20 protein-coding genes are annotated in these 23,296 nt (G+C 72.3%); 13 read left to right on the top strand and 7 right to left on the bottom strand.

Features of this window, described 5'->3' with window-relative positions:
- The 4 genes from BCD49_RS21865 to BCD49_RS21850 all read left to right on the top strand — a co-directional run.
- Positions 1–491, top strand: a 491-nt coding sequence (locus tag BCD49_RS21865; protein ID WP_071041839.1) for a class I SAM-dependent methyltransferase, incomplete at its 5' end; no start/stop codon positions are given.
- A 116-nt stretch (positions 492–607) separates the two neighbouring features.
- On the top strand, positions 608–847 hold the full coding sequence (locus BCD49_RS21860; protein ID WP_007517708.1) for a hypothetical protein: 240 nt from the start codon (positions 608–610) through the stop codon (positions 845–847).
- 146 nt (positions 848–993) lie between these two features.
- Entirely contained in the window at positions 994–3,675 is a 2,682-nt protein-coding gene (locus BCD49_RS21855) for a Tex family protein (protein WP_071041838.1), read from the top strand.
- A gap of 330 nt (positions 3,676–4,005) precedes the next feature.
- Positions 4,006–4,863, top strand: a complete 858-nt coding sequence (locus BCD49_RS21850; protein ID WP_241832371.1) for a L,D-transpeptidase — start codon at positions 4,006–4,008, stop codon at positions 4,861–4,863.
- Between the two features lie 534 nt (positions 4,864–5,397).
- On the opposite strand, the gene BCD49_RS21840 is transcribed toward BCD49_RS21850, so the two are convergent.
- Positions 5,398–5,601 carry a hypothetical protein gene (locus tag BCD49_RS21840; protein WP_007518207.1) on the bottom strand — a complete coding sequence of 68 codons (204 nt, stop codon included), beginning with the start codon at positions 5,599–5,601 and terminating at the stop codon, positions 5,398–5,400.
- A 253-nt stretch (positions 5,602–5,854) separates the two neighbouring features.
- Here BCD49_RS21840 and BCD49_RS21835 point away from each other — a divergent pair, with 253 nt between their 5' ends.
- The 3 genes from BCD49_RS21835 (at position 5,855) to BCD49_RS21825 (ending at position 9,467) form a co-directional block, all read left to right on the top strand.
- A complete protein-coding gene (locus tag BCD49_RS21835; RefSeq protein ID WP_232794183.1) occupies positions 5,855–6,625 on the top strand; it encodes a neutral zinc metallopeptidase in 771 nt (256 codons plus the stop codon).
- Positions 6,626–6,797: 172 nt separating this feature from the next.
- Complete coding sequence (locus BCD49_RS21830) at positions 6,798–7,754, top strand: tRNA-dihydrouridine synthase (RefSeq protein WP_071041837.1); 957 nt, start codon at positions 6,798–6,800, stop codon at positions 7,752–7,754.
- A gap of 348 nt (positions 7,755–8,102) precedes the next feature.
- Entirely contained in the window at positions 8,103–9,467 is a 1,365-nt protein-coding gene (locus tag BCD49_RS21825) for a VWA domain-containing protein (RefSeq protein WP_007518211.1), read from the top strand.
- 171 nt (positions 9,468–9,638) lie between these two features.
- On the opposite strand, the gene BCD49_RS21820 is transcribed toward BCD49_RS21825, so the two are convergent.
- Both BCD49_RS21820 and BCD49_RS21815 read right to left on the bottom strand, forming a co-directional pair.
- Positions 9,639–9,914 carry a GlsB/YeaQ/YmgE family stress response membrane protein gene (locus tag BCD49_RS21820; protein ID WP_007518213.1) on the bottom strand — a complete coding sequence of 92 codons (276 nt, stop codon included), beginning with the start codon at positions 9,912–9,914 and terminating at the stop codon, positions 9,639–9,641.
- A gap of 244 nt (positions 9,915–10,158) precedes the next feature.
- Entirely contained in the window at positions 10,159–10,737 is a 579-nt protein-coding gene (locus BCD49_RS21815) for a TerD family protein (protein WP_007518214.1), read from the bottom strand.
- A gap of 280 nt (positions 10,738–11,017) precedes the next feature.
- Between BCD49_RS21815 and BCD49_RS21810 the strand changes: the two genes are divergently transcribed.
- From BCD49_RS21810 to BCD49_RS21790, 5 genes are all read left to right on the top strand, one after another.
- Positions 11,018–11,431, top strand: a complete 414-nt coding sequence (locus BCD49_RS21810; RefSeq protein ID WP_027141042.1) for a TOBE domain-containing protein — start codon at positions 11,018–11,020, stop codon at positions 11,429–11,431.
- Positions 11,432–11,568: 137 nt separating this feature from the next.
- A complete protein-coding gene (gene modA / locus BCD49_RS21805; protein WP_007518216.1) occupies positions 11,569–12,468 on the top strand; it encodes a molybdate ABC transporter substrate-binding protein in 900 nt (299 codons plus the stop codon).
- Positions 12,469–12,817: 349 nt separating this feature from the next.
- A complete protein-coding gene (locus tag BCD49_RS21800; protein WP_083401611.1) occupies positions 12,818–13,597 on the top strand; it encodes an ABC transporter permease in 780 nt (259 codons plus the stop codon).
- A complete protein-coding gene (locus tag BCD49_RS21795; protein WP_007518220.1) occupies positions 13,594–14,442 on the top strand; it encodes a sulfate/molybdate ABC transporter ATP-binding protein in 849 nt (282 codons plus the stop codon). The genes BCD49_RS21800 and BCD49_RS21795 overlap by 4 nt, the downstream gene beginning before the upstream one ends.
- Before the next feature lie 204 nt (positions 14,443–14,646).
- Positions 14,647–15,207 carry a hypothetical protein gene (locus BCD49_RS21790; protein ID WP_007518221.1) on the top strand — a complete coding sequence of 187 codons (561 nt, stop codon included), beginning with the start codon at positions 14,647–14,649 and terminating at the stop codon, positions 15,205–15,207.
- Here BCD49_RS21790 and BCD49_RS21785 read toward each other — a convergent pair.
- The 4 genes from BCD49_RS21785 to BCD49_RS21770 form a co-directional block, all read right to left on the bottom strand.
- Positions 15,204–15,515, bottom strand: coding sequence for a putative quinol monooxygenase (locus BCD49_RS21785; protein ID WP_007518223.1), 312 nt, complete (start codon positions 15,513–15,515; stop codon positions 15,204–15,206). The two genes, BCD49_RS21790 and BCD49_RS21785, sit on opposite strands and share 4 nt — an antisense overlap.
- Positions 15,516–15,594: 79 nt before the next feature.
- On the bottom strand, positions 15,595–17,142 hold the full coding sequence (locus BCD49_RS21780; RefSeq protein ID WP_035930021.1) for an AMP-binding protein: 1,548 nt from the start codon (positions 17,140–17,142) through the stop codon (positions 15,595–15,597).
- Positions 17,143–17,240: 98 nt separating this feature from the next.
- Entirely contained in the window at positions 17,241–19,058 is a 1,818-nt protein-coding gene (locus BCD49_RS21775; protein ID WP_007518226.1) for an AMP-binding protein, read from the bottom strand.
- Between the two features lie 45 nt (positions 19,059–19,103).
- The gene (locus BCD49_RS21770) at positions 19,104–20,576 is read right to left on the bottom strand and encodes an ABC transporter substrate-binding protein (protein WP_007518227.1); all 1,473 of its coding nucleotides are present in this window, start codon (positions 20,574–20,576) and stop codon (positions 19,104–19,106) included.
- A gap of 441 nt (positions 20,577–21,017) precedes the next feature.
- On the opposite strand from BCD49_RS21770, the gene BCD49_RS21765 reads away from it, so the two are divergent.
- A complete protein-coding gene (locus BCD49_RS21765) occupies positions 21,018–22,829 on the top strand; it encodes an N-acyl-D-amino-acid deacylase family protein (RefSeq protein ID WP_007518228.1) in 1,812 nt (603 codons plus the stop codon).
- Positions 22,830–23,296 lie beyond the last annotated feature (467 nt).

The following is a 23,296-nucleotide window of genomic DNA, read 5'->3' as shown; positions in this document are numbered from 1 at the left end:
GCATGTTCCACTACCTCGAACACACCCGCGACCCACGCGCCGAACTCGACGCCGCCACCACCGCCCTCACCCCCGGCGGCCGCCTCGTCATCGAGGTTCCCAACCCCGACAGCCCCGCGCTGCGCCTCTACGGGCCGCTGGCGTCGGGAATGCTCATCCCCCAGCACCTGAACCTGCTCCCGGCGGACAACCTCGCCGCGGCGCTGACCGAGCGCGGGCTGCACGTCGAGGACGTCGCGTTCGGCGAGACCCACATCTCCGGGGACGCGCCGATGGCGTGGTGGGGTCTGTGCCAGCGGCTCGCCCCGTCGCCTGGCCTGCCCTGGCGCTCGGAGGMACACCCGGGCCTGGGCCGCGCCAGGCGAGTCGCGACGTTCGCCGCGCTCGCGCCGTTGCTGCCCGCCGCCGCCCTCGCCGAGGCCGCGAGCCGCCCCTACCTCGTCCGCGGCAGCCGCGCCAACGCCTACCGGATCGTGGCCCGGCTCCCGTAGTTCGGCTCCCGCTCCGTGGCTCGGCTCCCGTAGCCCAGCCCTCCGACCGCGATTACTGTCCGTAGCAACGATCCCCCCGTAGGTGGTGGGACGTGGGCTGCGAAGGGAGCGCGGCTATGGCCGTGTGCGAGGTCTGCTCCAACGACTACGAGATGAGCTTCGAGGTACATGCGCAGGGTGCCGTGCATGTGTTCGACAGCTTCGAATGCGCGATCCACGCGATGAGCCCGATCTGCGAGCACTGCGGCGTGAAGATCAGCGGTCACGGTGTGGAGGCGAACGGAAAGTTCTTCTGCTGCGCTCACTGCGCCCGGGCCACGGGCGTCGACCGCGAGCTGGTCCGAGACCACGCCTAGGGCTTCCGGGAGGAGAGCCGCCGGAGGTGCGATGGAAGAACGTTTTCGCACCTCCTTTGACCTCGGGTAGCGCGAACCGGCTGACCCGGTACGCCCTCCCCCGGCCCGACTCCGGGATAATCGGTCGGGACCGGAGGAGATCATCTGTGACGACGACGTCCAGCGCGCGGGCCGACGTGCCGGCTGTGCGCAGGTCCATCGAGGGGCGGATCGCCGACGAGCTCGGGGTGCGCGAGACGCAGGTCTCGGCGGCCGTCGGGCTGCTCGACGGCGGCTCGACCGTTCCGTTCATCGCGCGTTACCGCAAGGAGGTGACGGGCACCCTCGACGACGCGCAGCTGCGCACCCTCGAGGAACGGCTGCGCTACCTGCGGGAGCTGGAGGAGCGCCGGGCGGCGATCCTGGAGTCGATCCGGTCGCAGGGCAAGCTTGACGACGCGCTCGAGGCGCAGATCAACGCGGCCGACTCGAAGGCGCGGCTGGAGGACATCTACCTCCCCTACAAGCCGAAACGGCGCACGAAGGCCCAGATCGCCCGCGAGGCGGGGCTGGAGCCGCTCGCCGACGCGCTGCTGGGCGACCCGACCCTCGACCCGGCGGCCACCGCCGCCGGGTACGTCGACGCCGAGAAGGGCGTCGCCGACGCGGCGGTGGCGCTCGACGGCGCCCGCGCGATCCTGGTCGAGCGGTTCGCCGAGGACGCCGACCTGATCGGCGAGCTGCGCGAGCGGATGTGGACGCGCGGCCGGCTGGTCTCCAAGGTTCGCGCGGGCAAGGAGGAGGACGGCGCCAAGTTCTCCGACTACTTCGCCTTCGACGAGCCTTTCACCTCGCTGCCGTCACACCGGATCCTGGCCCTGTTCCGCGGCGAGAAGGAGGAGGTCCTCGACCTGGATCTCGACCCGGAGCCGCAGGACGCCGACGTGACGGCGCCCGCCGTCACGTCCGAGTACGAGACCCGGATCGCGGCCCGCTTCGGCGTCGCCGCCCAGGGCCGGCCCGCCGACCGCTGGCTCGCGGACACGGTCCGCTGGGCGTGGCGCACCCGGGTCCTGGTCCACCTGGGAATCGACCTGCGGCTGCGGCTCTTCCAGGCCGCCGAGGACGAGGCCGTCAAGGTGTTCGCCACCAACCTGCGCGACCTGCTGCTCGCCGCGCCCGCCGGCACCCGGGCGACCATGGGTCTCGACCCGGGCTACCGCACCGGCGTGAAGGTCGCCGTCGTCGACGCCACCGGCAAGGTCGTCGCCACCGACACGATCTACCCGCACGTCCCGGCGCGGCGCTGGGACGAGGCGCTGGTGACCCTCGCCCGGCTGTGCGCGGCGCACAAGGTCGACCTGATCTCGATCGGCAACGGCACCGCGTCGCGGGAGACCGACAAGCTCGCGGAGGAGCTCGTCGGGCGCGTGCCGGAGCTGAAGCTCACCAAGATCGTCGTTTCGGAGGCCGGCGCGTCGGTCTACTCGGCGAGTGCGTACGCCTCCCGGGAGCTGCCGGAGCTGGACGTGTCGCTGCGCGGCGCCGTGTCGATCGCCCGCCGCCTGCAGGACCCGCTCGCCGAGCTGGTCAAGATCGACCCGAAGTCGATCGGCGTCGGCCAGTACCAGCACGACCTGAGCGAGCTGAAGCTGTCCCGCTCGCTCGACGCCGTCGTCGAGGACTGCGTGAACGCCGTCGGTGTCGACGTGAACACGGCGTCCGCGCCGTTGCTGACCAGGGTGTCCGGTATCGGCGCGACCCTCGCCGACAACATCGTCGCCCACCGGGACGCCACCGGGCCGTTCCGGACCCGCACGGCGCTGCGTGAGGTCCCCAGGCTCGGGCCGAAGGCGTTCGAGCAGTGTGCGGGCTTCCTGCGCATCCCCGGCGGCGACGACCCGCTGGACGCCTCCAGCGTCCACCCCGAGTCCTACCCGGTGATCCGGCGCATCCTGACCGCCACCGGCACCGACATCCGCGGCCTGATCGGCAACACCGGCGCGCTGCGCGCTGTGAAGGCGACGGACTTCGTCGACGAGACGTTCGGCCTGCCGACGGTGACCGACATCCTCGCCGAGCTGGAGAAGCCCGGCCGCGACCCGCGCCCGGCCTTCAAGACCGCGACGTTCGCCGAGGGCGTCGACGAGATCAAGGACCTGGTCGCCGGCATGGTGCTGGAGGGCGTGGTCACCAACGTGGCCGCGTTCGGCGCCTTCGTCGACGTCGGCGTCCACCAGGACGGCCTGGTGCATGTATCGGCGATGTCGAAGTCGTTCGTGCGCGACCCGCGCGAGGTCGTCAAGTCGGGCGACATCGTCAAGGTCAAGGTCCTCGACGTCGACATCCCGCGCAAGCGGATCTCGCTGACCCTGCGGCTCGACGACGAGGCCGTCGACCGGACGGCCTCGGGCGGTGGCACCGCGGCCCGGTCCGCCGGCCAGGGCGGCGGGCGGGACGCGCGCGGCGGCGGCCCGCGCGGCCGTGGCGTCGCAGCCGGCCAGCCAGCCGGTCAGCCCGGCGGCGACGCGCGCGAGAGCGCGCGGCCCGGGGAGCGCGAGCCCCGTGGCGGGGGTCGCGGCAGCGACAGCCGTGGTGGCCAGCGCGACGGCGGGGGCGCCGGGCGCGGCGACGCGCGTGGCGGCGCAGGTCCCCAGCGAGGCGGCGGTACCCAGCGCGGTGGCGGCGGCGAACGCGGCGGCGGCGGCCAGCGAGGCGGCAGTGGCGGCGGCGGACGTGGCGGCCAGCGGGGTGGGCGTTCGGCGCCCCCGCCGACCGGCGCGATCGCTGACGCGCTGCGCCGTGCCGGCCTCGTCGACGAGAACGGCGTTCCCCGCACCGGTCGCTGACCGGAGGCCGCCGCGCCCGACCCGTCGGCGCGGATACCCGCACCGACACCCTGATGGCGCCCGGACCGGCTCACACCCCGGTCCGGGCCGCCCCCCAGTCCGGGCCGCCGAACGGCGGGGAAGGGGTTGTCCCGGCGGTTCACGCCCGAACACCACGGCTAACCCGAACGGACGACTACGCACAGTAGTCTGCGCGAGGCGAGCGGTGAGGCGACGGGCGGGAGGGCCGGAGCAGTGCTGGGACGGCGAGACGACCAGGCGGCGACGGCCCAACCGATCGGGTGGGGAGCGCCGCGCTCCACCCGATCCCGCGCCAGGCGTCGGGCCGGCGTGCCCGTGGTGCTCGCGGTCGTCGCGGYGCTCGGCGCGCTCGCGACCGGCTGCGGGAAGAGCCATGACGAGGCCAAACCGGCGGCGCGGCCTGGCCCGACGGCGAGCCCGCCACGGCCGGCGGCCACGGCGGGTGCCGATGACGATCTCGACCCCGCGCACCTGCCGAAGGGATGGAGCCTCGTCGCCTGGCCGCTGGATCACGACGTCCCGATCTTCGCCGAGTCGGCACCCGACGACGAGGCTGGCGGCGAGGCGGGCGGCGGCTCCGGCGCGCGGGCGACGGCTGCGCCTTCGACCTCGCCGCCGACCGGCGCGGCCGCGCAGATGGCTACCCGCACTCTCACCAACCCGAACGCGCAGGGCGCCCCCTTGGCCCTGCTCGTCGAGCACTACGACGCCGACTGGCTGCGGGTCTCGCTACCGGTACGGCCGAACGGGACGAGCGGCTGGATCCGGCGAGCCGGTGTACAGCTCGGGGCGACCCCGTTCTCGCTCGCCGTCGACCGGGCGAGCCACGTCCTCACGGTCTTCAAGGACGGAAAGCCGGTGCGGGCATACCCCGTCGGCATCGGCACCGGAAGCACCCCGACCCCGGCGGGACGGTTCTACCTGGCCGAGCTGCTGAAGCCCGCGAGCCCGGCCGGGCCGTGGGGACCGTATGCCTTTGGCCTTTCCGGTTTCTCCGACGTCGTGACCACCTTCAACGGCGCTGACGGAATCATCGGACTACACGGCACCAACCAGCCGGAACGCGTCGGCACCGACGTGAGCATGGGCTGCATTCGGCTACGTAACGAGGACATCACCGAACTGGCCGACCTGCTTCCGGTCGGAACGCCGATCACCATCACCTGACTTCCCTCCCCACGCACGCCGCGGGGCCCCGCCGCTGGTCCAGGTAAGGCGGACCGGCGGCGGGGCCATGGCGGGCTGAGGCAGGAATGCTCAGCGGTTCATCGCTGGGTGAGAATGAAGTTGTAGAACAGCGCGATCGGCCAGAGCACGGTGGCGACGAGGGCGGTCAGCAGGCTGGACCAGAAATGCCCGTCCCACCGGTCCACGTGCCAGTATCCCTGGTTCACCGTTATGATCAAGCCAATGACTAGGTATACGAGCGTCGCGAGCGACGCCCTCGTGTAGCTACGAACCGCGACCATTGTCACTCCCGGAGAGAGCCCCATAATGTGGCTTGTTTCCGGAATTTACCCACAATCGACTGGCCATACACCCCCGAGGCACGATGAGTTGGGCGGAAAGCGCGGGCCGACCTCGCCCGCGGCGGTACGGACGACCTCGCGGGCGCGATCCGGTTCGTCTCTGGGCCGATCGRCTGCCCCGGCAGCACGGACATGACCCGCATCGCCAATTTCGGCGCGGGAGAGAAGCTGCTCAGGTGCTGGTGAGAATGAACGTGTAGAACAACGCGAGCGGCCAGAGCACGGTGGCGACAACGCCGGTGAGCAGGCTGGACAGGAAATGGCCGTCCCAACGATCCGGATGCCAGTAGCCCTGGTTCACCGTGATGATCAGGCCGACGACTAGATAGATAAGTACCCCGACGGTCGTTCTTTTGTACGTCCGAGTGTCGGCCATCGATTCTCCCCACCGGAAGGCCATGCGGGCGGTCGCCCCCGGGCTGGAAATTACCCACTATCGGCGGTTCTACACTCCCGAGGCACGATGAGTCGGGCGTCGCCGGACCCGTGAGCGCCTGCCCACCAGGCGTCCTGTCGGGCCAGGTTCGGTGTCGCCGGGCCGACGGGGCCACCGCGGACGGGTCCCAAACCGGTACGGTCGCGACGTGCGTACGAGATGGGCGACAATCGCCGCTATTACGGTTTCGGTGGTGTTGACGGCGGGAATGCTAGCTGCCTGCCAGCCGACGGACACCGCGACGCCGGACCCGACTACCCCGGCGACAGCCGCGGGCGGCGGCGGGGGTGGCGGGGGCAGCGCCGAGTGCGGCGGCTCCGCGGACACCGCGGATGGCGCCCTCAAGGTCATCACAGGACCGATTGGCTGCCCGGGCGGCGTCAACACGTTCTGGGCGCAGAAGCTGGGCAGCGTCTGGACGGTGCCGCGCTTCATCGAGTACCACGACGGCGACATCCCGCCGGACGAGTGCGGGGCGCAGAGCGATGACCCGGACGACTTCGCCAGCAACGCGTTCTACTGCAGCCTCGACGACACGGTCGCCTACAGCGCCGAGTTCATGGCCTCGCTCTCCGAGCAGGACACGGCCTACCCAATGCTGGTGCTCATGCACGAGCTGGGCCACCGGGTCTCGACGCTGACCAGCAAGGAAGGCGTGGTCTCCCGGTCCGAGGAGAACCAGGCCGACTGCCTGGCCGGCGTCCAGGCCAAGTTCGCGCGCGACGCCGACCGGCTACCCCTCTCCGATGCGGTCGAGGGCATCGGCCTCTTCTTCCAGCTCGGCGACTCCGGCGGCTCCTGGTTCTCCGTCGGCGAGCCGAACGCCGACCCGAACGCGCACGGGAACCCGTCCCAGCGCGTCGCCGCCGCCCTTCTCGGCTACGGCAAGGGTGCCGACACCTGCTTCAAGATCGGCAAGTCGCCCACCGGCGGGATCTCGCTGTCCGACACGATCGGCGGCTGACGGCCGCCGGACCCATCGGTCGGCGGGAGGCGCCAACCACACAGCTCCGCTACCCCCGCTACTTCCCCGCCGGGCGCCCCTTGGGCTTCCGGCGGGGATTGGCGCCGCCGCGAGGCAAGATGGAGCCGCCGCGGGCGGCGGGCGCCGGCGGCTCGCCGAAGGGACTTCGCGGATGCCGACGCTGTGCGGGATCGACCTGGAACACCCGGTCATGAACGCGGCAGGCACGGGCAAGTCGCTCGAGGACGTCTCGCGGCTCGCCCGCTCGGCCGCCGCCGCGGTCATCGTCGGATCGATCACCGTCGCCGCCCGGACCGGCAACTCCGGGACCACCTACCACGCCGGTGACGGCTTCTCGCTCAACGCGCTCGGCCTGCCCAACCGAGGCCTGGACTACTACGTCGAGCACCTGCCCGCGATGACACGCCTCGCGCACGATGCCGGCAAGCCGCTGGTGCTGAGCATCGCCGGTTTCTCCGTCGAGGACTATGCCCGGGCCGCCGCCGCGGTCGCGCCGACCGGCGTCGACCTGCTCGAGCTCAACCTCGCCTGCCCCAACGTCTGGGACGGCGGCACCCAGAAGCGCATCGCCTGTTTCGACCCGGGCCAGACCGCGACGATCTGCGCCGCCGTCGACGACGTGCTGCGCGCCACGCCGGCCCCGATCCCCTACGGGGTGAAGATCTCGCCTTTCTCCGACCCGGAGGCGCTCGCGAGCCTGGCCGACGTACTCGGCAAGCCGGCCAGCGGCGCGACGAGCGGAACCGTTGCCACGAGGGGGGCAGGGCGCGGCGGTCCGCGCTATGTCTGCTCGACCAACACCTTCCMGAACGCGCTGGCCTTCGACGAGGCGGGGCGGCCGGTGATCGGGGTGGAGCTCGCCGGGCTCGCGGGGCCGGCGCTGCGCCCGGTCGCCCTCGGCCAGGTTCGCCAGCTGCGCCGGCTCCTGCCCGCCGACATCGAGATCGTCGGCGCCGGCGGGGTGACGACCGGTCGCGACGTCGCCGACTTCCTGCGGGCCGGCGCCACCGCCGTCCAGGTCGCCACCGCCTACTGGAACCGCGACGGCGACCCGGCCGTCTTCGGCGAGATCGCCGCCGACTGGGCCGAGAATCTCGCCGAGTACTGAGCCGCGATCTCGAACCGTGGCGGCTGGGCAGGCCTATACGCACGCTGAGGCACCACGGTTGCTCACCAGTGATGGGAACTGTGGCTGGGGAGCGAGTCCATGGACTCGCTGGCCAACCACGGTTCGCGTTCGCGGCGGCGGGCCGGCCGGAACACGCCCGCCTGGTGACGTCGACGGTGCAGGGGAGCACTCCGGCCTGCCCTCGCGAACGCGCCTACGGCCCTTCCAATGGCGCACGTACTGCACACTTATGGCGCTAGCTAGCGAGAGACCGTCGCGCTCAGCGGTGTGGGTTCCGGTGGGGACCAGCCTGCGCGGCTACTCCCCGACGGGGGCACTATTACGCGCGTGGAGTTGACCAAAGGCGCGAATGCCGCGCTTCCGGACCGGGCGCTCGAGATCACGGTTGGCTGGCGGCCGACGGACTCAAGCGGCGCCAACACCTCGCTGGATGTCTGCGCGCTGCGGCTAGGAGCGAACGGCAAGGTCCGCGTGGACACCGATATGATCTTCTTCAACGCGCCGAGCAGCCCGGACGGGTCGGTCCGCCACATCGGCCGCACGCCGGACGGAGCCGCCGAGGTGGTCACCGTCGACCCGCCGGCCCAGCCGGCGGACGTGCAGTCGATCGTCGTGACCGCGACGATCGACGTCGTCACCCCTCTGCTGACCTTCGGCGGCCTGGGCGTCTGGGCGACGGTCAGGGACCTAGCGAACGGCACGGAGGTCGCGAGTTTCACCGCGCCGCCTCTCGGCCCGGAGAAGGCACTGGTCGTGGTCGAGCTCTACCGGCGCGCCGGTGCCTGGAAGGTCCGGGCCGTCGGCCAGGGCTACGCCTCGGGCCTCGCGGGCCTGGCGACCGACTACGGCGTGGACGTCGGCGGCGACGAGGACATCTCCGCGCCCACGCCGGCCGCCGCCGCGGACCTGCCCGCGACCGGGGACCCGAGGATCGACATGCGCAAGCGGCTCGACCTGCGCAAGAAGACCGTCCAGACGATCCTGGCCAAGCAGGGCATCGCCGGCCGGCAGGCGCGGGTCGCGCTGGCACTCGACGCCAGCGGGTCGATGCGCGGGCTCTACAAGGCGGGCACCGTGGCGCGCGTCGTCGAACGGGTCGCCGCCGTCGCCGCGACCATGGACGACGACGGGACGCTGGACGTCTGGTCCTACGCGACGGAGCCGCTCGCGCTCCCGCCGCTGCGCGTCGACTACCTGGCCGACTGGATCCCGCTCTACGTACGGATGCGCAAGGCGACGACCGGCCAGGGCGGGGCGGACGCGACACTCGCCCGGGAGCAGGCGGCACGGGCCGCGGGCTGGCCGATCCCGAACTGGGACGGCATCGGCGGGCAGAACGAGGAGCAGAAGGTGATGGCGCTCATCGTGGAGCACTTCCGCCGGTTGCCCTCGCCGCCGCCGGCGCTCGTGCTGGTGCTCACGGACGGTGGCCTCTACCGCGACCGGCTGATCGCCGACCTGCTGCGGCGGGCCGCCGACCTGCCGATCTTCTGGCAGTTCATCGGAGTCGGAAAGGCGCGGTACGGCATTCTCGAGAAGCTGGACACACTTTCCGGCCGGCTCGTCGACAATGCCGGGTTCTTCGCGGTGGACGACCTCGACGCGATCGACGACGAGACGCTCTACCGCCGGATGCTTGGCGAGTTCCCTGCCTGGCTGAGCTCGGCCCGCGCCGCCGGCGTTCCGGTCTGACGGGCTCGTTCCCTGGCCGGCACCGCCGTCGGGAATGGCCTTGTCATTCCGAAACGCCGCTCGGGGTGTGGCCTTTGGCCACACCCCGAGTCTGCGTAACGCCTCTTGCTCCCGTCAGAAGTCGCCCCGGCGGGACGGACGGGCCGGCACCGTCGGATATTCGCCAGTGGCTCAGCGCAGCACGCGCCCGCGGCGGGTCGCCCGGACAATCAGCACCAGGATGATGGCGCCGACGATGGAGCCGACGATGCCGGAGGGCTGCAGCGCGCCCTCCCCAAGGTCCTTGTCGAACAGCACGTAACCCAGGAAACCGCCGACGAACGAGCCGGCGATACCGAGCAGGATCGTCGCCAGGATGCTCATCGGGTCCGGGCCCGGAACCAGCAGGCGGGCAACCGCGCCGGCGATGAGGCCAAGAATGATCCAGGAGATGATGGTGACTAGCACGGGAATCCCTCCGACGGGAGACAGTGGATCGGTCGCTATCTACCTCGTCTCGCGCCTTCCCAAACAAGGACAAGGAAGACGAACAGCCGACAGGTCCGACTCGGCCGCGCGACTCGGCCGCGCCGGGGGTCAGAAGATCCGAGCGGCCAGGAGACTCTGGCGACTCAGGTGACAACGACCGCCGGCGTCTGTCCAGCGCGGTCGCKCGCGAGCGCGCCGCCAGGGGGCGTGAAGGTCGCCAGGCTCAGACGTCGAAGCCGAACTGGCGGGCGATGCCGGCGAGGCCGTCTTGGCGGCCCTGGCCGAGCGCGCGGAAGTGCCAGCCCCTGTCGTCGCGGTAGAGCTCCCCGAAGAGCATCGCGGTGTCGGCGGCCGCTTCGTGCGTGAGGTCGTAGCGGGCGAGCTGGACACCCCGGACGGCGTCGACGACCCGGATGAACGCGTGCTGGACGTGTCCGAAGTCCTGGCGGCGGTAGTCGGCGTTGTGGATGGTGACCGCGAAGACGACGCGCTCGACCGTGGGGGGCAGCGCGTCGAGCTGGACGTCGATCTGCTCGTTGTCGCCGTCGCCCTCGCCGGTGAGGCTGTCGCCGCGGTGGGTGATCTCGTTGTGCGTGCTGGACAGATTGTTGAAGAAGACGAAGTAGTCCCGGGACACGATCCGGCCGTCGGCGCGCAGCGCGAGCGCGCTCGCGTCCAGGTCGAAGTCCTCCTCGGAGCCCCGCGGAGCGGGATCCCAGCCGAGACCGACGGTCACACGGGTGAGGTCCGAGCCCTCTTTGGTGAGCGCGATGCTGGCGCCCTTGGTGACGTCGACGGTCATCGACGGTCTACCCCCACAGCGTAGGGGCCGCCGGGAACACGAATGCGAACGAAGCACACCAGCCTGGCCAAAGGCGTGTGGACGTCGCTGTCGTGCCTCCTTCGGCCAGTTCGGATCAGGGAAACCTGGAGATACCAGGCAACCACACCCAAGTGGCCTATGCGGCCGGATGGTCCACTCCACGGCCCTGATCATGGCGGCGAGCGTTTGCTGGCGCCAGTCCGCGCTTGCGGCGCCAACTGGCAGGCAGCTCCGTTAATGCGTCGGTATGGTGACCATCGTGCCGAACTTTCGGATCAGCGAGGCCGCCGCCCTGCTCGGGGTCAGCGATGACACGGTTCGCCGGTGGGCGGACAGCGGCCGGCTGCCGACGGTCCGGGACGATGCCGGGCGGCAGGCGATCGAGGCGGCGGAGCTGGCCCGGTTCGCACGCGAGGTCAGCTCGTCGAGCGAGCCGGCGCTCGGCCGGGCGCCGATCGCGGGCGAGTCGGCCCGCAACCGCTTCCCGGGGATCGTCACCCGAGTCCTGCGTGACGGCGTGATGGCCCAGGTGGAGCTGCAGTGCGGCCCCTACCGGGTGGTCTCGCTGATGAGCCGGGAGGCGGCCGACGAACTGGGGCTGGAGCCCGGCGTGCTCGCGGTCGGGGCGGTGAAGGCGACCAACGTCGTCGTCGAGCTGCCGGTCAGGCGGTAGGCGGTAGACGCGCCGCTCCGGCGCGGGTCGCTGGTGACGGCGCGGTCACCCGGCAGCCAGTCACTCAGCAGCACAGTCACTCGGCGTCGGCGGCCCGTCCGGCCGGCCGGYCTCTTCTCGGGACAGGCGGGGGCAAAATGATCAGACTGTGGACTGACACGAGAGGTCTGGCTGCCGGGCCGTCGGCGGCCGAGCCGCGACGGCGGCGAGGACTCCGGGGCCGCGACGCGCTGACCGTGTTCCTGGCCGCCATGACGCTGGCGCTGGGCGCCGCCGCCTGCGGCGACGACACGACCGGCTCGGAGGCGTCCACCGGGGCATCGACGGCCGCGTCGGCGTCACCGACGAAGGACCCGGTGGCGACGTCGGTCACGGTGTTCGCCGCCGCCTCACTGACCGAGACGTTCACCGCGCTCGCGGACCAGTTCGAGGCCGCGCACCCCGGCGCCGATGTGAAGCTGAACTTCGCGGCCAGCTCGGCGCTCGCCCAGCAGATCATCGCCGGCGCCCCGGCCGACGTGTTCGCCGCCGCCAGCAACGCCACCATGAAGCAGGTCACCGACGCCAAGCTGACCGCGGGCACCCCGACGATCTTCGTCCGCAACAGCATGGAGATCGCCGTCCCGCCGAGCAACCCGGCGCGCATCACGAGCCTCGCCGATCTCGCCAAACCCGGCGTCAAGGTCGCCCTGTGCGAGGAGCAGGTGCCCTGCGGCGCCACCGGCCTCGCGGCGCTGAAGAAGGCCAATGTGACGGTCAAGCCGGCCACGCTTGGCCAGGACGTCAAGAGCGTGCTGTCACTCGTCCAGCTCGGTGAGGTCGACGCGGCACTGGTGTACAAGACCGATGTCGCCTCGGCCGGTGACAAGGTGCTCGGCGTCGAGATCCCGGACGCGCAGAATGCCTCGACGGACTACCCGATCGCCACCCTGACCGGCGGCGATCACCAGGCCACCGGCAAGGCGTTCGCCGACTTCGTCCTTTCGACCACCGGCATCGACGTCCTCGGCAAGGCCGGCTTCAGCAAGCCGCAGTAACCCATCCATGACAGCTTCCGGAGCCGGCGGCCGCCGCCGCGCTGCTGGGCGGCCCATGCCGCGCAGCAGCGGACCGGGCGACGCGTCACCCAGCTCCCCGGAACCCGGCCTCCCGGAATCCAGCGCCCCCGGACCCGGAGCCCCGGAGCCCAGCGCCTCGGCCGCCACGCCGGCGGTCGAGGCCCCCACGGCCGGCCCTGGCCCTGGCCGTGGGGCTGGCCTTGGCCGTGGGGCTGGCGCGGGTGCTGGCCGTGGCCGTGGTCGGGCCCGCCGTGCGCCGAACCGGAGGGTGTGGCGGCTGCGACGGCGGCGTGGCCACCGGGATGGCGGGCTGCCGTGGCCTCTGGTCGTGCCGGCGGCGCTCGGCGCGTTGTTGCTGCTGCTGCCGCTGGTCGGGCTGGTGTGGCGGGCGCCGTGGGACGAGCTGCCCCGGCTGCTGCGCGAGGAGGGCGTCCGCCAGGCGCTGTGGCTGTCGATCCGTACGGCGACCGCGGCGACCGTGCTTTCCCTCCTGCTCGGCGTCCCGCTGGCGTGGCTGCTCGCGCGGGTGGAGTTCCCCGGGCGGGGGTTGGCCAGGGCGCTGGTGACCCTGCCGATGGTGCTGCCGCCCGTCGTCGGCGGCGTCGCGTTGTTGCTGGCCGCCGGCCGGCGCGGCGTCGCGGGGCGCTACCTGTACGACGCGTTCGGCGTCAGCCTGCCGTTCACCACCGCCGCCGTCGTGGTCGCCCAGACCTTCGTCGCGATGCCGTTCCTCGTCGTCGCCGTCGAGGGCGCGCTCCTCGGCGCCGACCGGCGTTACGAGGACGCAGCGGCGACGCTCGGCGCCTCCCCCTGGTACACGTTCCGCCGGGTCACGCTGCCGTCGGTCGCGCCGTCGGTCGCCGCGGGGGCCGTGCTGTGCTGGGCGCGGGCGCTCGGCGAGTTCGGCGCGACGATCACCTTMGCGGGCAGCCTCCCCGGCACTACCCGCACGATGCCGCTGGCCGTCTACTCGGCGATGGAGAGCGACTCGGACGCCGCGATCGCCCTTTCCCTCGTCCTGCTCGTCACCTCCGTCGTCGTACTCTCCGCCCTGCGCGGGCGCTGGCTGCCCACCGCGCGCGACGCCGTCAGCCGGGCGGCGGCATGACCGCGGAGGCGCGCGACGCGGAGGCGGGGGCCGTGGAGTCGGGGTCCCTGGAGCCGGCGGCCATGGAACTGGGATCCCCCGAGTCGACGGCCGTGGAGTCGAAGGCGGCGGGGCTGCGGGCACGGGTGGTCGTCGGCCGCGGGGCRTTCACCCTGGAGGTCGCGCTGGACGTCGCGCCGGGTGAGGTCGTCGGGGTGCTCGGGCCGAACGGGGCCGGCAAGAGCAGTCTGCTGGCGGCGCTCGCCGGGTTGCTGCCCCTAAGCGACGGCCTGGTGACACTCGACGGCGAGGTGCTCGACGACCCGGCGACCGACCGGTTCGTCGAGCCTCGTCACCGGCCGGTCGGCGTCGTCTTCCAGGACTACCTGCTGTTCCGGCATCTGTCGGTGCGCGACAACGTCGCCTTCGGCCTGCGCGCCCGGCGGCTGGTCTCCCGCCGCGACGCGCCCGCGGCGGCGGACACCTGGCTCGACCGGATGGACCTGTCCGGCTTCGGCCCGCGCAGGCCGGCGACCCTGTCCGGCGGGCAGGCGCAGCGGGTCGCGCTGGCCAGGGCGCTCGCGACCGGTCCCCGCCTGCTGCTGCTCGACGAGCCGCTCGCCGCCCTCGACGCGACCACCCGCGTCGACCTGCGCGCGTTCCTGCGCCAGACGCTGCCCGCGACCGGCGCCGCCGTCCTGGTCGTCACCCACGACCCCACGGACGCGGCCGCCCTCGCCGACCGCCTCGTCATCCTCGACGCCGGCGCCGTGGCCGCCGAGGGAAAGCCCGCCGATCTCGCCGAGAACCCGCCGACCCGCTACGTCGCTCAGCTCTTCGGCGCCGCCGAGCCCAGGCGACGGTAGCCGCAGCGGGCATCATCGACATCAAGATCAGCCAGACGGCCCGCGTCACCAACGACCCGCGACGCCCGGCTGATGACGCGACCGCCAGCGCCGGCCCGTTGACATGATCGCCGGTCGTGCACTCTAGTGGTCATGGAACGGCAGCAGGTGCAACCGCCAGAGGGCTGAAGTCGCGATCATGCCGGCGTCACCGAGGAGGTGCGGGTGGACGACGTCTTCCGGTCCTACCTCGACCCGTCGATCCGCTACGTCTTCTCCCAGAGCCCGGCGCGGGTCCGCGACCGGAGGGACGCCGAGCGCGACGGGCTCAACTGCGTCACGCTGGCCCACCTGGTGATCCGTGACCTGTTCGGCTACGTGCTTCCCGCCGAGTTCCAGTCCTTGGAGCTGTTCTACGACCTGGATCGCTTCGAGCCGGTCCCGGCGCTGGCAGGACTGCGTGCGGGCGACCTCGTCTGGCTCGGCACGGACCGGCCGCGGGTGCGCCTGGAGGAGTTCGTGCCGCGCTACCAGGGCGGTGAGCTGCTGAACTTCGGGGACTTCCCGGTCAACCACGTCGCCGTCTGCACCGGCGTCCGTGCGGCCGGCCACGACCTGCTGCTGCACGCCAGCCCAGTCGAGGGCACCACCGCCCTGTGGCCGCTGCACCGCTTCCGCGGCCACGCCAGATACCGCGTGATCTACGCGATCCGCCGTCTGCGCCCGGATTTCCGCTCTCAGCACGGAGGAGCCCAGGAGCGGACGGCCCTGGGTGACGCCGGCTAGGGGCGCAGCTGGCCCTGTTCGGGGGTGCCGGCCGGGAGGGGGTTGAGGATGGCGAGGTCGAAGGCGCCGTCGGTCAGGCCGTCGAGGCGCTTGACCATCTCGACGAGGGCGGGCGACTTGGAGTGGGCGGCAAGCGCCGCGTCGTCCGCCCACTCCTCGATGAAGTAGAACTTCCCGGGCGCCTCGTGCACCGAGTAGAGCTTGCAACCCACTTCCTTGTGCACCTCGGGCACGGCTGCCAGCAGGGCCGCGCGCACCTCGTCGACGTGCTCCGGCTTCGGGACGACGCTGGCGACGATGACGGGCATGACGCTCCTTGGCTCGGTCCGGTGGTCTGTTTGTACCGCGACCGCGCGGGGCCGCGCTCGGCACGCGTGCCCCGCGCGCTCAGTTGACCTGGCGGGCGGTCGTGGACCAGTACTGGGCGCGCAGTGCCTTCTTGTCGGGCTTGCCGAGGGCGCTGACAGGGATCGAGTCGGCGAAGTCGACCGTCTTCGGCGCGTGGTGGGAGCCCTTGCGGTCGCGGACGAGCGCGGTCAGCTCCGCGGCGAGCTCGTCGTCGGGGGTGGGGACACCCGGCCGGCGCACGACGATGGCCTTCACCGCCTCGCCCCACTTCTCGTCGGGGACGCCGATGACGGCGGTGGCGGCGACCGCCGGGTGGGCGGACAGGACGTCCTCGACCTCGCGCGGGAAGATGTTGAAGCCGCCGGAGATGACCATGTCCTTCTTGCGGTCGACGATGTAGAGGTAGCCCTCCTCGTCGCGGCGCGCGATGTCCCCGGTGTGCAGCCAGCCGTACCGGAACAGCTCGGCGGTCTGCTCGGGCAGTTTCCAGTAGCCGCCGCAGTTCAGCGGCCCGCGCACGCAGATCTCCCCCGGCTCGCCGTCCGGCACCTCGTTGCCCTCGTCGTCGAGCAGCGCGAGCCGTACCCACGGCACCGGGCGGCCGCAGCTGGCCAGCCGCTCCGGCCGGGCCAGGTCGTGCTCCTCCCGGCGCAGCACGGTGATCGTCATCGGCGACTCGGACTGGCCGTAGTACTGGAAGAAGATCGGGCCGAGCCGATTGATCCCCTCGATCAGCCGGGTCGGCGACATCGCGGCGGCGCCGTAGTAGATGGTGCGCAGGCTGGAGACGTCGGCGGTGGCGAGCTTCGGGTGGTCGAGCAGCACGTAGATCATCGTCGGGACCAGCATGGTCGCGCTGATCCGGTACTTCTCGATCGCGTCGATCACCGCGCCCGGCTCGAAGCCGGGCAGCACCACCAGGCAGCCGCCGCGCAGCAGCACCGGGATGAAGAAGGCCGCGCCCGCGTGGGACAGCGGGGTGCACATGAGGAAGCGGGGCTCATCGGGCCACTGCCACTCGGTGAGCTGGATGTGCGTCATCGCGGCGGCGTTGCGGTAGGTGCCGAGCACGCCCTTCGGGCGGCCGGTGGTGCCGCCGGTGTAGGTCAGGCCGCCGACATCGTCGGGGCCGACGGCCGGGGCGCGCAGCGGTGCCGGGGTGAAGCCTCCGGCGAGCGCGAGCAGGTCGGGCCCCAGATCGGTCGGGCCGAACGTGAGGACCTGGCGCAGCGTCGGCACCCGCTCCAGGTACGCGGCGGCGCGGTCGGCGAACTTCTCGTCGACGACGAGCGTCTCCACCTCGGCGTCGGTGAGCACGTAGACGTGGTCGTCGATGGAGCCGAGCGGGTGCAGCGACGTCGAGCGGCAGCCGGTGATCATGTTCGCGCCCATGGCGAACAGGACCTCGGGCCGGTTCGGCGCGAGCATCGCCGTGCGGCTGCCGACCCGCAGGCCGACGGAGGCGTAGGCCTGCGCGTAGCGGCTTATCTCCGCGGCCACCTCGGCTGCGGTGAGCGCGACGTCGCCGATGTAGACGGCCGGCCTGTCGGGGTTGCGCCCGAGCGCGGCGATGAGCAGGTCGGGCAGGAACGACGGCCGGTAGAGATCGCCGGACTGCGGCGCCTGGGTCGTGGCGGTGGCCGTGGCGGTGGCCGCGCCCGCGGTGGACGTCTCGGCGGTGGTGGTCACGTGTTCACATCCTCCGGAGTCTGYGCCGCCGCTACCGGCTCAGCCGCGGTCGCGGTCGCGGCGCGGGCCGCGGCGGCCTCGTCGGACAGGCGCCGCGCGGTCTCCCGGCCCCAGACCGTGTCCGGCTTGCCGGCAGGGTTGCGGACGATTGTATCCAATATATATATCTCCTTGGGCGCCTTGTACCCAGCGAGGTGCTGACGGGTGTGAGCGATGAGCTCCGCGGCGCTCGGCGGCGCCGTCGCCGGCGCGCGCAGCGCGACCAGCGCCACGACCCGCTCGCCGTACCGCTCGTCCGGCACGCCGACGACCGCGACGTCGAAGACCGCGTCGTGTGTCTTGAGCGCGTCCTCGACCTCGTCGGGGAAGACCTTCTCGCCGCCGGTGTTCACCACCGTGCTGCCGCGGCCGAGCAGCTGGACGGTGCCGTCCTCACGAGCCAGGGCGAGGTCGCCGGGCACGACCCAGCGGACGCCGCGGGTGTCGCGCAGGAACGTCGCGTCGGTCTTCTCGCTGTCCTTGTAGTAGCCGAGCGGGATGGCGCCGCGCCGCGCGATCCGCCCCGGTTCCGGCGAGCCCGGCGGGACCGGGTCGAGGTTCTCGTCCAGCACCGCTGTGTCCCCGGTCAGCTGGAACACCCGCTTCCCGCCGTTCGCRCTGCCGTTGTGGCCGAACTCGGACGCGCCGTAGGAGTCGAGCAGGAACACGTTCGGCAGCGCGGCGGCGAGGTCGTCGCGGACCTGGCCGGACATCGGCGCGCCCGTGTTCGAGAACGCCAGCAGCCCGGACAGGTCATAGCGGCCCGGGGCCGCCAACAGCGCGTCGGCGATAGGCCGGGCCATCGCGTCGCCGACGACCGTCATCGACGTCGCCCGTTCCTCGGCGGCCAGGCGCAGCACGCCGTCGGCGTCGAAGTGGCGGCCGCACCAGATCACGGCCGTCCCAGCGGTGCCGACGCTGATCAGCAGGCTGAGCTCGGCGGCGCCGTGCATGAGCGGCGCCATGATCAGATAGTTCAACGGCGGGTTCGCGGTGTGGGCGAGGATGTCGGCAAGCGCCCGCGGCGTGGACCCGTCCGGCAGCGGGCGGCCGATCGCGGCGTGGAACAGGTCCTCGTGCCGCCACAGGACKCCCTTGGGCATACCGGTGGTGCCACCGGTGTAGAGGACGAACACGTCATCCCCGCTGCGGGCGGTGCGCACCGGGCCGTCGTCGGCCGGCTCGTCCTCGTATCCGACCAGCCGGATCCCGCGGTCGGCGAGCGCGCCGCCGGGGCCGGCGAGCGTGCCGAGCCCGCCGTCGTCGGCCGGGTCGGTGCCGTCCTCGAGGACGACCAGCACCCGCAGGTCCGGCGCGTCGGCCAGGATCTCGGCGACGGTCGGCAGGTAGCGGCGCTCGACGACCATCGCCACCAGGTCCGCGTTGACGGCGAGATAGCGCAGCTCGGCGGGTACGTAGCGAAAGTTGATGTTGATCGACGACGCCCGCAGCTTCATGCAGGCGAACATCGACTCGACCCACTCGGCCCGGTTGACCGCGTAGATCCCGACGTGCTCGCCGGCGCGCACGCCGGCCCCGCGTAGCAGCCGGGCCGCCCGGTCCATGCGGGCGTCGAGCTCGCCGAACGTCAGCCGGACCGGCGGGGCCACCAGCGCGAGCCGGTCGGGCACCGCGTCGGCCATCAGCTCGAGCATGTCCGCGAAGTTGATCGGCTCGGGCTCGGGCTCCGACCCGGTCCCCGGCCCGGCGCTCCGGCTGAGCTCCGACCCGCTTCCCGACTCGTTCTCCGGCTCGTTCTCCGGCTCGATGCTCACGCCACCGCTCCAAAGTAGATCATGCCGACGCCCACGCGGGACCGCTCAGCCGGAGACGTCGGTGAAGGTGTTGGCGAGTGTCGCGACGTTCTTGTCGTCGCAGTTGAAGAAGCCCTTGTTCGGGCCGGTGGCGTCCTTGTCGTAGACGAAGCCGTCCGGCGTGACCTTCATCAGCAGGTAGCAGTTCGTGGTCTTCTGCTGGCCGGCGACGAGGTTGCGCTCCGGGTAGAGGCCGCCGGCGGTCCAGGCACTCTCGGCGCCGGCCTTGCCGAGCACGCAGTCCACGGTGAGGTCGTCGCCGCAGGCGGTCGCCGACTTGGCCCACAGCACCCAGGCGTTGAGGGACAGCGCGGTGAAGTCGGTGAGCTTCGCGTTCGGGACGGTCGCGTGCACGAGGTCGACGGCCTCCTTGGTCACCGGGCTCTGCGAGGCCAGCTCCCAGGGGATGTGGTCGATCACGACGTACGTCGTCGGGAACTTGGTCGCCTTGGCGGCCTGGATCGTCAGCGGGTCGTACAGCTGGTTCTCGAAGATCATGAACTTGAGCGACAGGCCGACGTCGTTCATCGCGGTGACCAGCGGCGACGGGTCCTGCAGGCCGATCGGCTGGTAGCCCTGCACGCCCTTGTTCTTGAGCTGCTCGACGAACGGGCGGAAGTTCGTGACCAGCGGCGGCAGCTCCTGGTAGTCGGCCACCGTGTAGCCGGTCTGGGTGAGCGCCTCCTGCAGCCGCAGGCCCTGCGGGCGCAGCGTCCCGAGCGTGCTGCCGCCGACGCCGAGCGACTTCATCGCGTCCGGGTACAGCCGGGCCATCGACTGGAAGCCGCCGATCGGGTACCGCGCGGCCGTGTTCGGCTGGGCGCGCACCTGCAGCTTCGCGTTCAGCGCCTCCGGGGAGACGCCGTAGGCCGGGACCGAGCCGAGCTTGCACTCCTCGCGCGGCTGGACGCCGGGGGCGTCGACGGCGTTGCCGCCACCGACGATCATGAAGTCGGTCTGGCAGGCGTCGATCATGCGGGCGGCGACGTCGGTCAGCTTGCCGTCGTGCTTGTTGAGGACCAGCTCGCGGCCGTTGATGCCTCCGGCCTTGTTGCACCAGGCGACGAACGCCTCGCCGACGTCGAAGAACTCCTGGCCGAGGCCCGGCGTGATGGTGCTGCCGGGGTCCCCGAAGGTACCGAGCGTGATCGAGCTGGCGGTGACGCCGCGGCCGGTCGCCTTCGAGGCGGTGCCAGGGCCGCAGATGCCCTTCTCGGTGCCGAAGTCGCCGGCAGCCGCGGCGGCCGGCGCCGACGTGGCCGGGGCGCCTGAGCCGCCCCCGCCCGTCTCGGTCTCGTCCGTCGAGCGGGTGCAGCCGGCGACGACGACCAGCAGCACGCTGGCCGCGGCGAGAACCGGGACGAGCCGTGCGCGCCGGCGGTCGGCTGGCGGGCCAAAGGGCGTGCGAAAATGATCTTTCTTCGCACGCCCGGCGGCCGTTGTCCCGAGCAACACCGGGAGGACGTGTCTGCGGGCCATCGGACCTCTCCGTCGTCAGTCCTGCGGTCGTGTTCGTTCCAGCGGTCTGTTCGTTCCTGGGAGCGCTCGCCGCCGGGCGCGGCCTGCGGGGCCAGGTCGGTCCGGTCGATCTGGCGGTCCGGTCGGCGCGGCGGTCCGGTCAGGCCGGGCCGCGCCCACCGGGTGGCGGGCGCCGTCGGCCTGCCGTGTCGGGCCATGGCCCCACACGGGTGGTCGAGGCAATACTCCCTGGTGACGTGAGCGCCGCCACAGACTAGAACAGGTTCCCCTCCAGGCGAAAGCGAATCCGGCGAACTCCTGACCGATCGTCAGGGCACGGTCCACCCGGCAGCACGCACCATCGGCCACCAGCCGGGGACGTCGTGCCAGCATCGGCCCGATGACCTGACGGGTCGTCAGATTCAGCGCTACTGTCGGGACGTCGCGTGGGAGGAGAGCGCAGTGCTCGAGATGGTCGTGCGGGGTGGGTTGCTCGTCGACGGCACCGGGGCGCCGGCACGCGCCGCCGACGTGGGCATACGAGACGGGCGGATCGTCGAGGTCGGCGCGCCCGGCACCATCGGGACCACCGAGGCGCCGGCCGGCGGCACGACCGTCGACGCCACCGGTCTGGTCGTCTGCCCCGGGTTCATCGACGTGCACACGCACTACGACGCCCAGCTGTGGTGGGACCCGTACGCGACACCATCGAGCCAGCACGGGGTGACGACGGTCCTCGGCGGCAACTGCGGCTTCACCCTGGCTCCCCTGCGCCCGCGCGGTGCTGGGCCAGCCGGGCCCAGGGGGGTGGACGGGCAGGGCGGGCCGGACGGGTCCGGCGGGCAGGACGAGGCCGACTACCTGCGCCGGATGATGGCGAGGGTCGAGGGCATGCCGCTGGAGGCGCTCGAGTCGGGTGTCGCATGGGGCTGGGAGTCCTTCGCCGAGTACCTGGACGGGCTGGACGGCCGGACCGCCGTCAACGCGGGCTTCCTGGTCGGGCACTGCGCGCTGCGCCGCTACGTGATGGGCCCGGCGGCGGTCGGCTCGGCGGCGGACGAGGAGGCGGTCGCCGCGATGACAGCCATCCTGCACGCCGCGCTCGAGGCGGGGGCGCTGGGCCTGTCCACCACCCTGTCCGGGTCCCACAGCGACGGGGACGGTCAGCCGGTCGCCTCCCGCTGGGCGGACCGCGCCGAGCTCACGGCGCTCGCCAGCGCGGTGGGCGGCCACGAGGGGACGTTCTTAGAGGGCATCGTCCCCGGCTGCCTGAACATGTTCAGCGACGACGAGATCGAGCTGCTCGCCGGGCTGTCGGCGGCGGCCGGGCGGCCGCTGAACTGGAACGTGCTGACCATCGACGCCGCCGCGCCCGAGCGGGTGCCGCGCCAGCTCGCCGCCTCGACCCGGGCTCGTGAGCTGGGCGGCCGGGTGATCGCGCTGACCATGCCGACGCTGGTCCCGATGAACATGAGCCTGCGGACGTTCTGCGCCCTGCACCTCATCCCCGGCTGGGGCGATGTGCTGAGCCTGCCCATCCCCGAGCGGATCGCGGCCCTGCGCGGCGCGGACGTCCGGGAGCGGTTGCTCACCGCCGCGAACGCCCCGGAGGCCGGCGTCCTGCGGCGCCTGGCGAACTTCGGCCGCTACGTCATCGGTGACACCTACTCCCCCGCGAACGAGGGCCTGTCCGGCCGGGTCGTCGACGACATCGCCGCCGAGCGCGGCCAGGACCCGTTCGCCACCCTGGTCGAGATCGCCGCCGCCGACGAGCTGCGCACCGTGCTCTGGCCGATGCCGACCGACAACAACCCCGAGTCCTGGGCGCTGCGCGCGGAGACCTGGGAGCACGAGGACGTGCTGCTCGGCGGCTCCGACGCGGGCGCCCACCTGGACCGGATGGCCGGCGCCCCCTACCCCACCCGTTTCCTCGCCGACTGCCTGCGCGGGCGCGGCCTGGTCAGCCTGGAACGGGCGGTGGCGATGATGACCGGCGAGCCCGCCGCGGCGTTCGGCCTGCGCGGCCGCGGCGTCGTCGCCGAGGGCAACGCCGCCGACCTCGTGATCTTCGACCCGACGACGGTCGACTCCGAGCCCGCGCGGCTCGTGCACGACCTGCCGGCCGGCTCCGCGAGGCTCACCGCGGGCTCCGTCGGCGTCAACGCGGTCTTCGTGAACGGCGTCCAGATCGTCGCCGGCGGCCAGCCGACCGGCGCCACCCCCGGAACCCTGCTGCGCTCCGGCCGCGACACCGTCACCGTGCCCACCCGCTGACCCAGCGGCCGAACGCGCCGAACGCGCCGAACGCGCCGGGCGCAGGGGCGCAGGGGGCTGATTCTGCTCAATAGCCCCAAGACGGGCGGGCGCCAGCGGAAGTCGCCGGGATTGGCCCGGCCCAGAAGGCCGGCGAGTCCGCCGGCAAAATGGGGCTAATAACGTCGATGTCGGATGCCGGCCGTTAGCCGTGGCGCTCGTCACACCCGCCGACGGGGCGTGGCGGGTGAGTGGACGGATTGCACAGGCCCGCGGCGGGCCGGTCACGCGGGCGAGGTATTGYCACGCCGCGACGGCGACCGGATGCGCGGGGCGACGAATACCAGCTGGTTTCCCAGCCGAGCCGGGATTGTTTTTGGTTTCCCGTGCCAGGTGGGGTGGGTCACGTTGTTGTTGGGGTTTGCCAGCCCGCCGGCTGGCTGTCATGGTGTTTGCAGTGCCCGATCGGGGCACACGCCGGGCGGGAC

Origin of the sequence: Pseudofrankia sp. EUN1h (assembly GCF_001854645.1) — a bacterium.
GTDB lineage: Bacteria > Actinomycetota > Actinomycetes > Frankiales > Frankiaceae > Pseudofrankia > Pseudofrankia saprophytica.
This window is presented reverse-complemented; position numbering and strand designations above follow the sequence as displayed.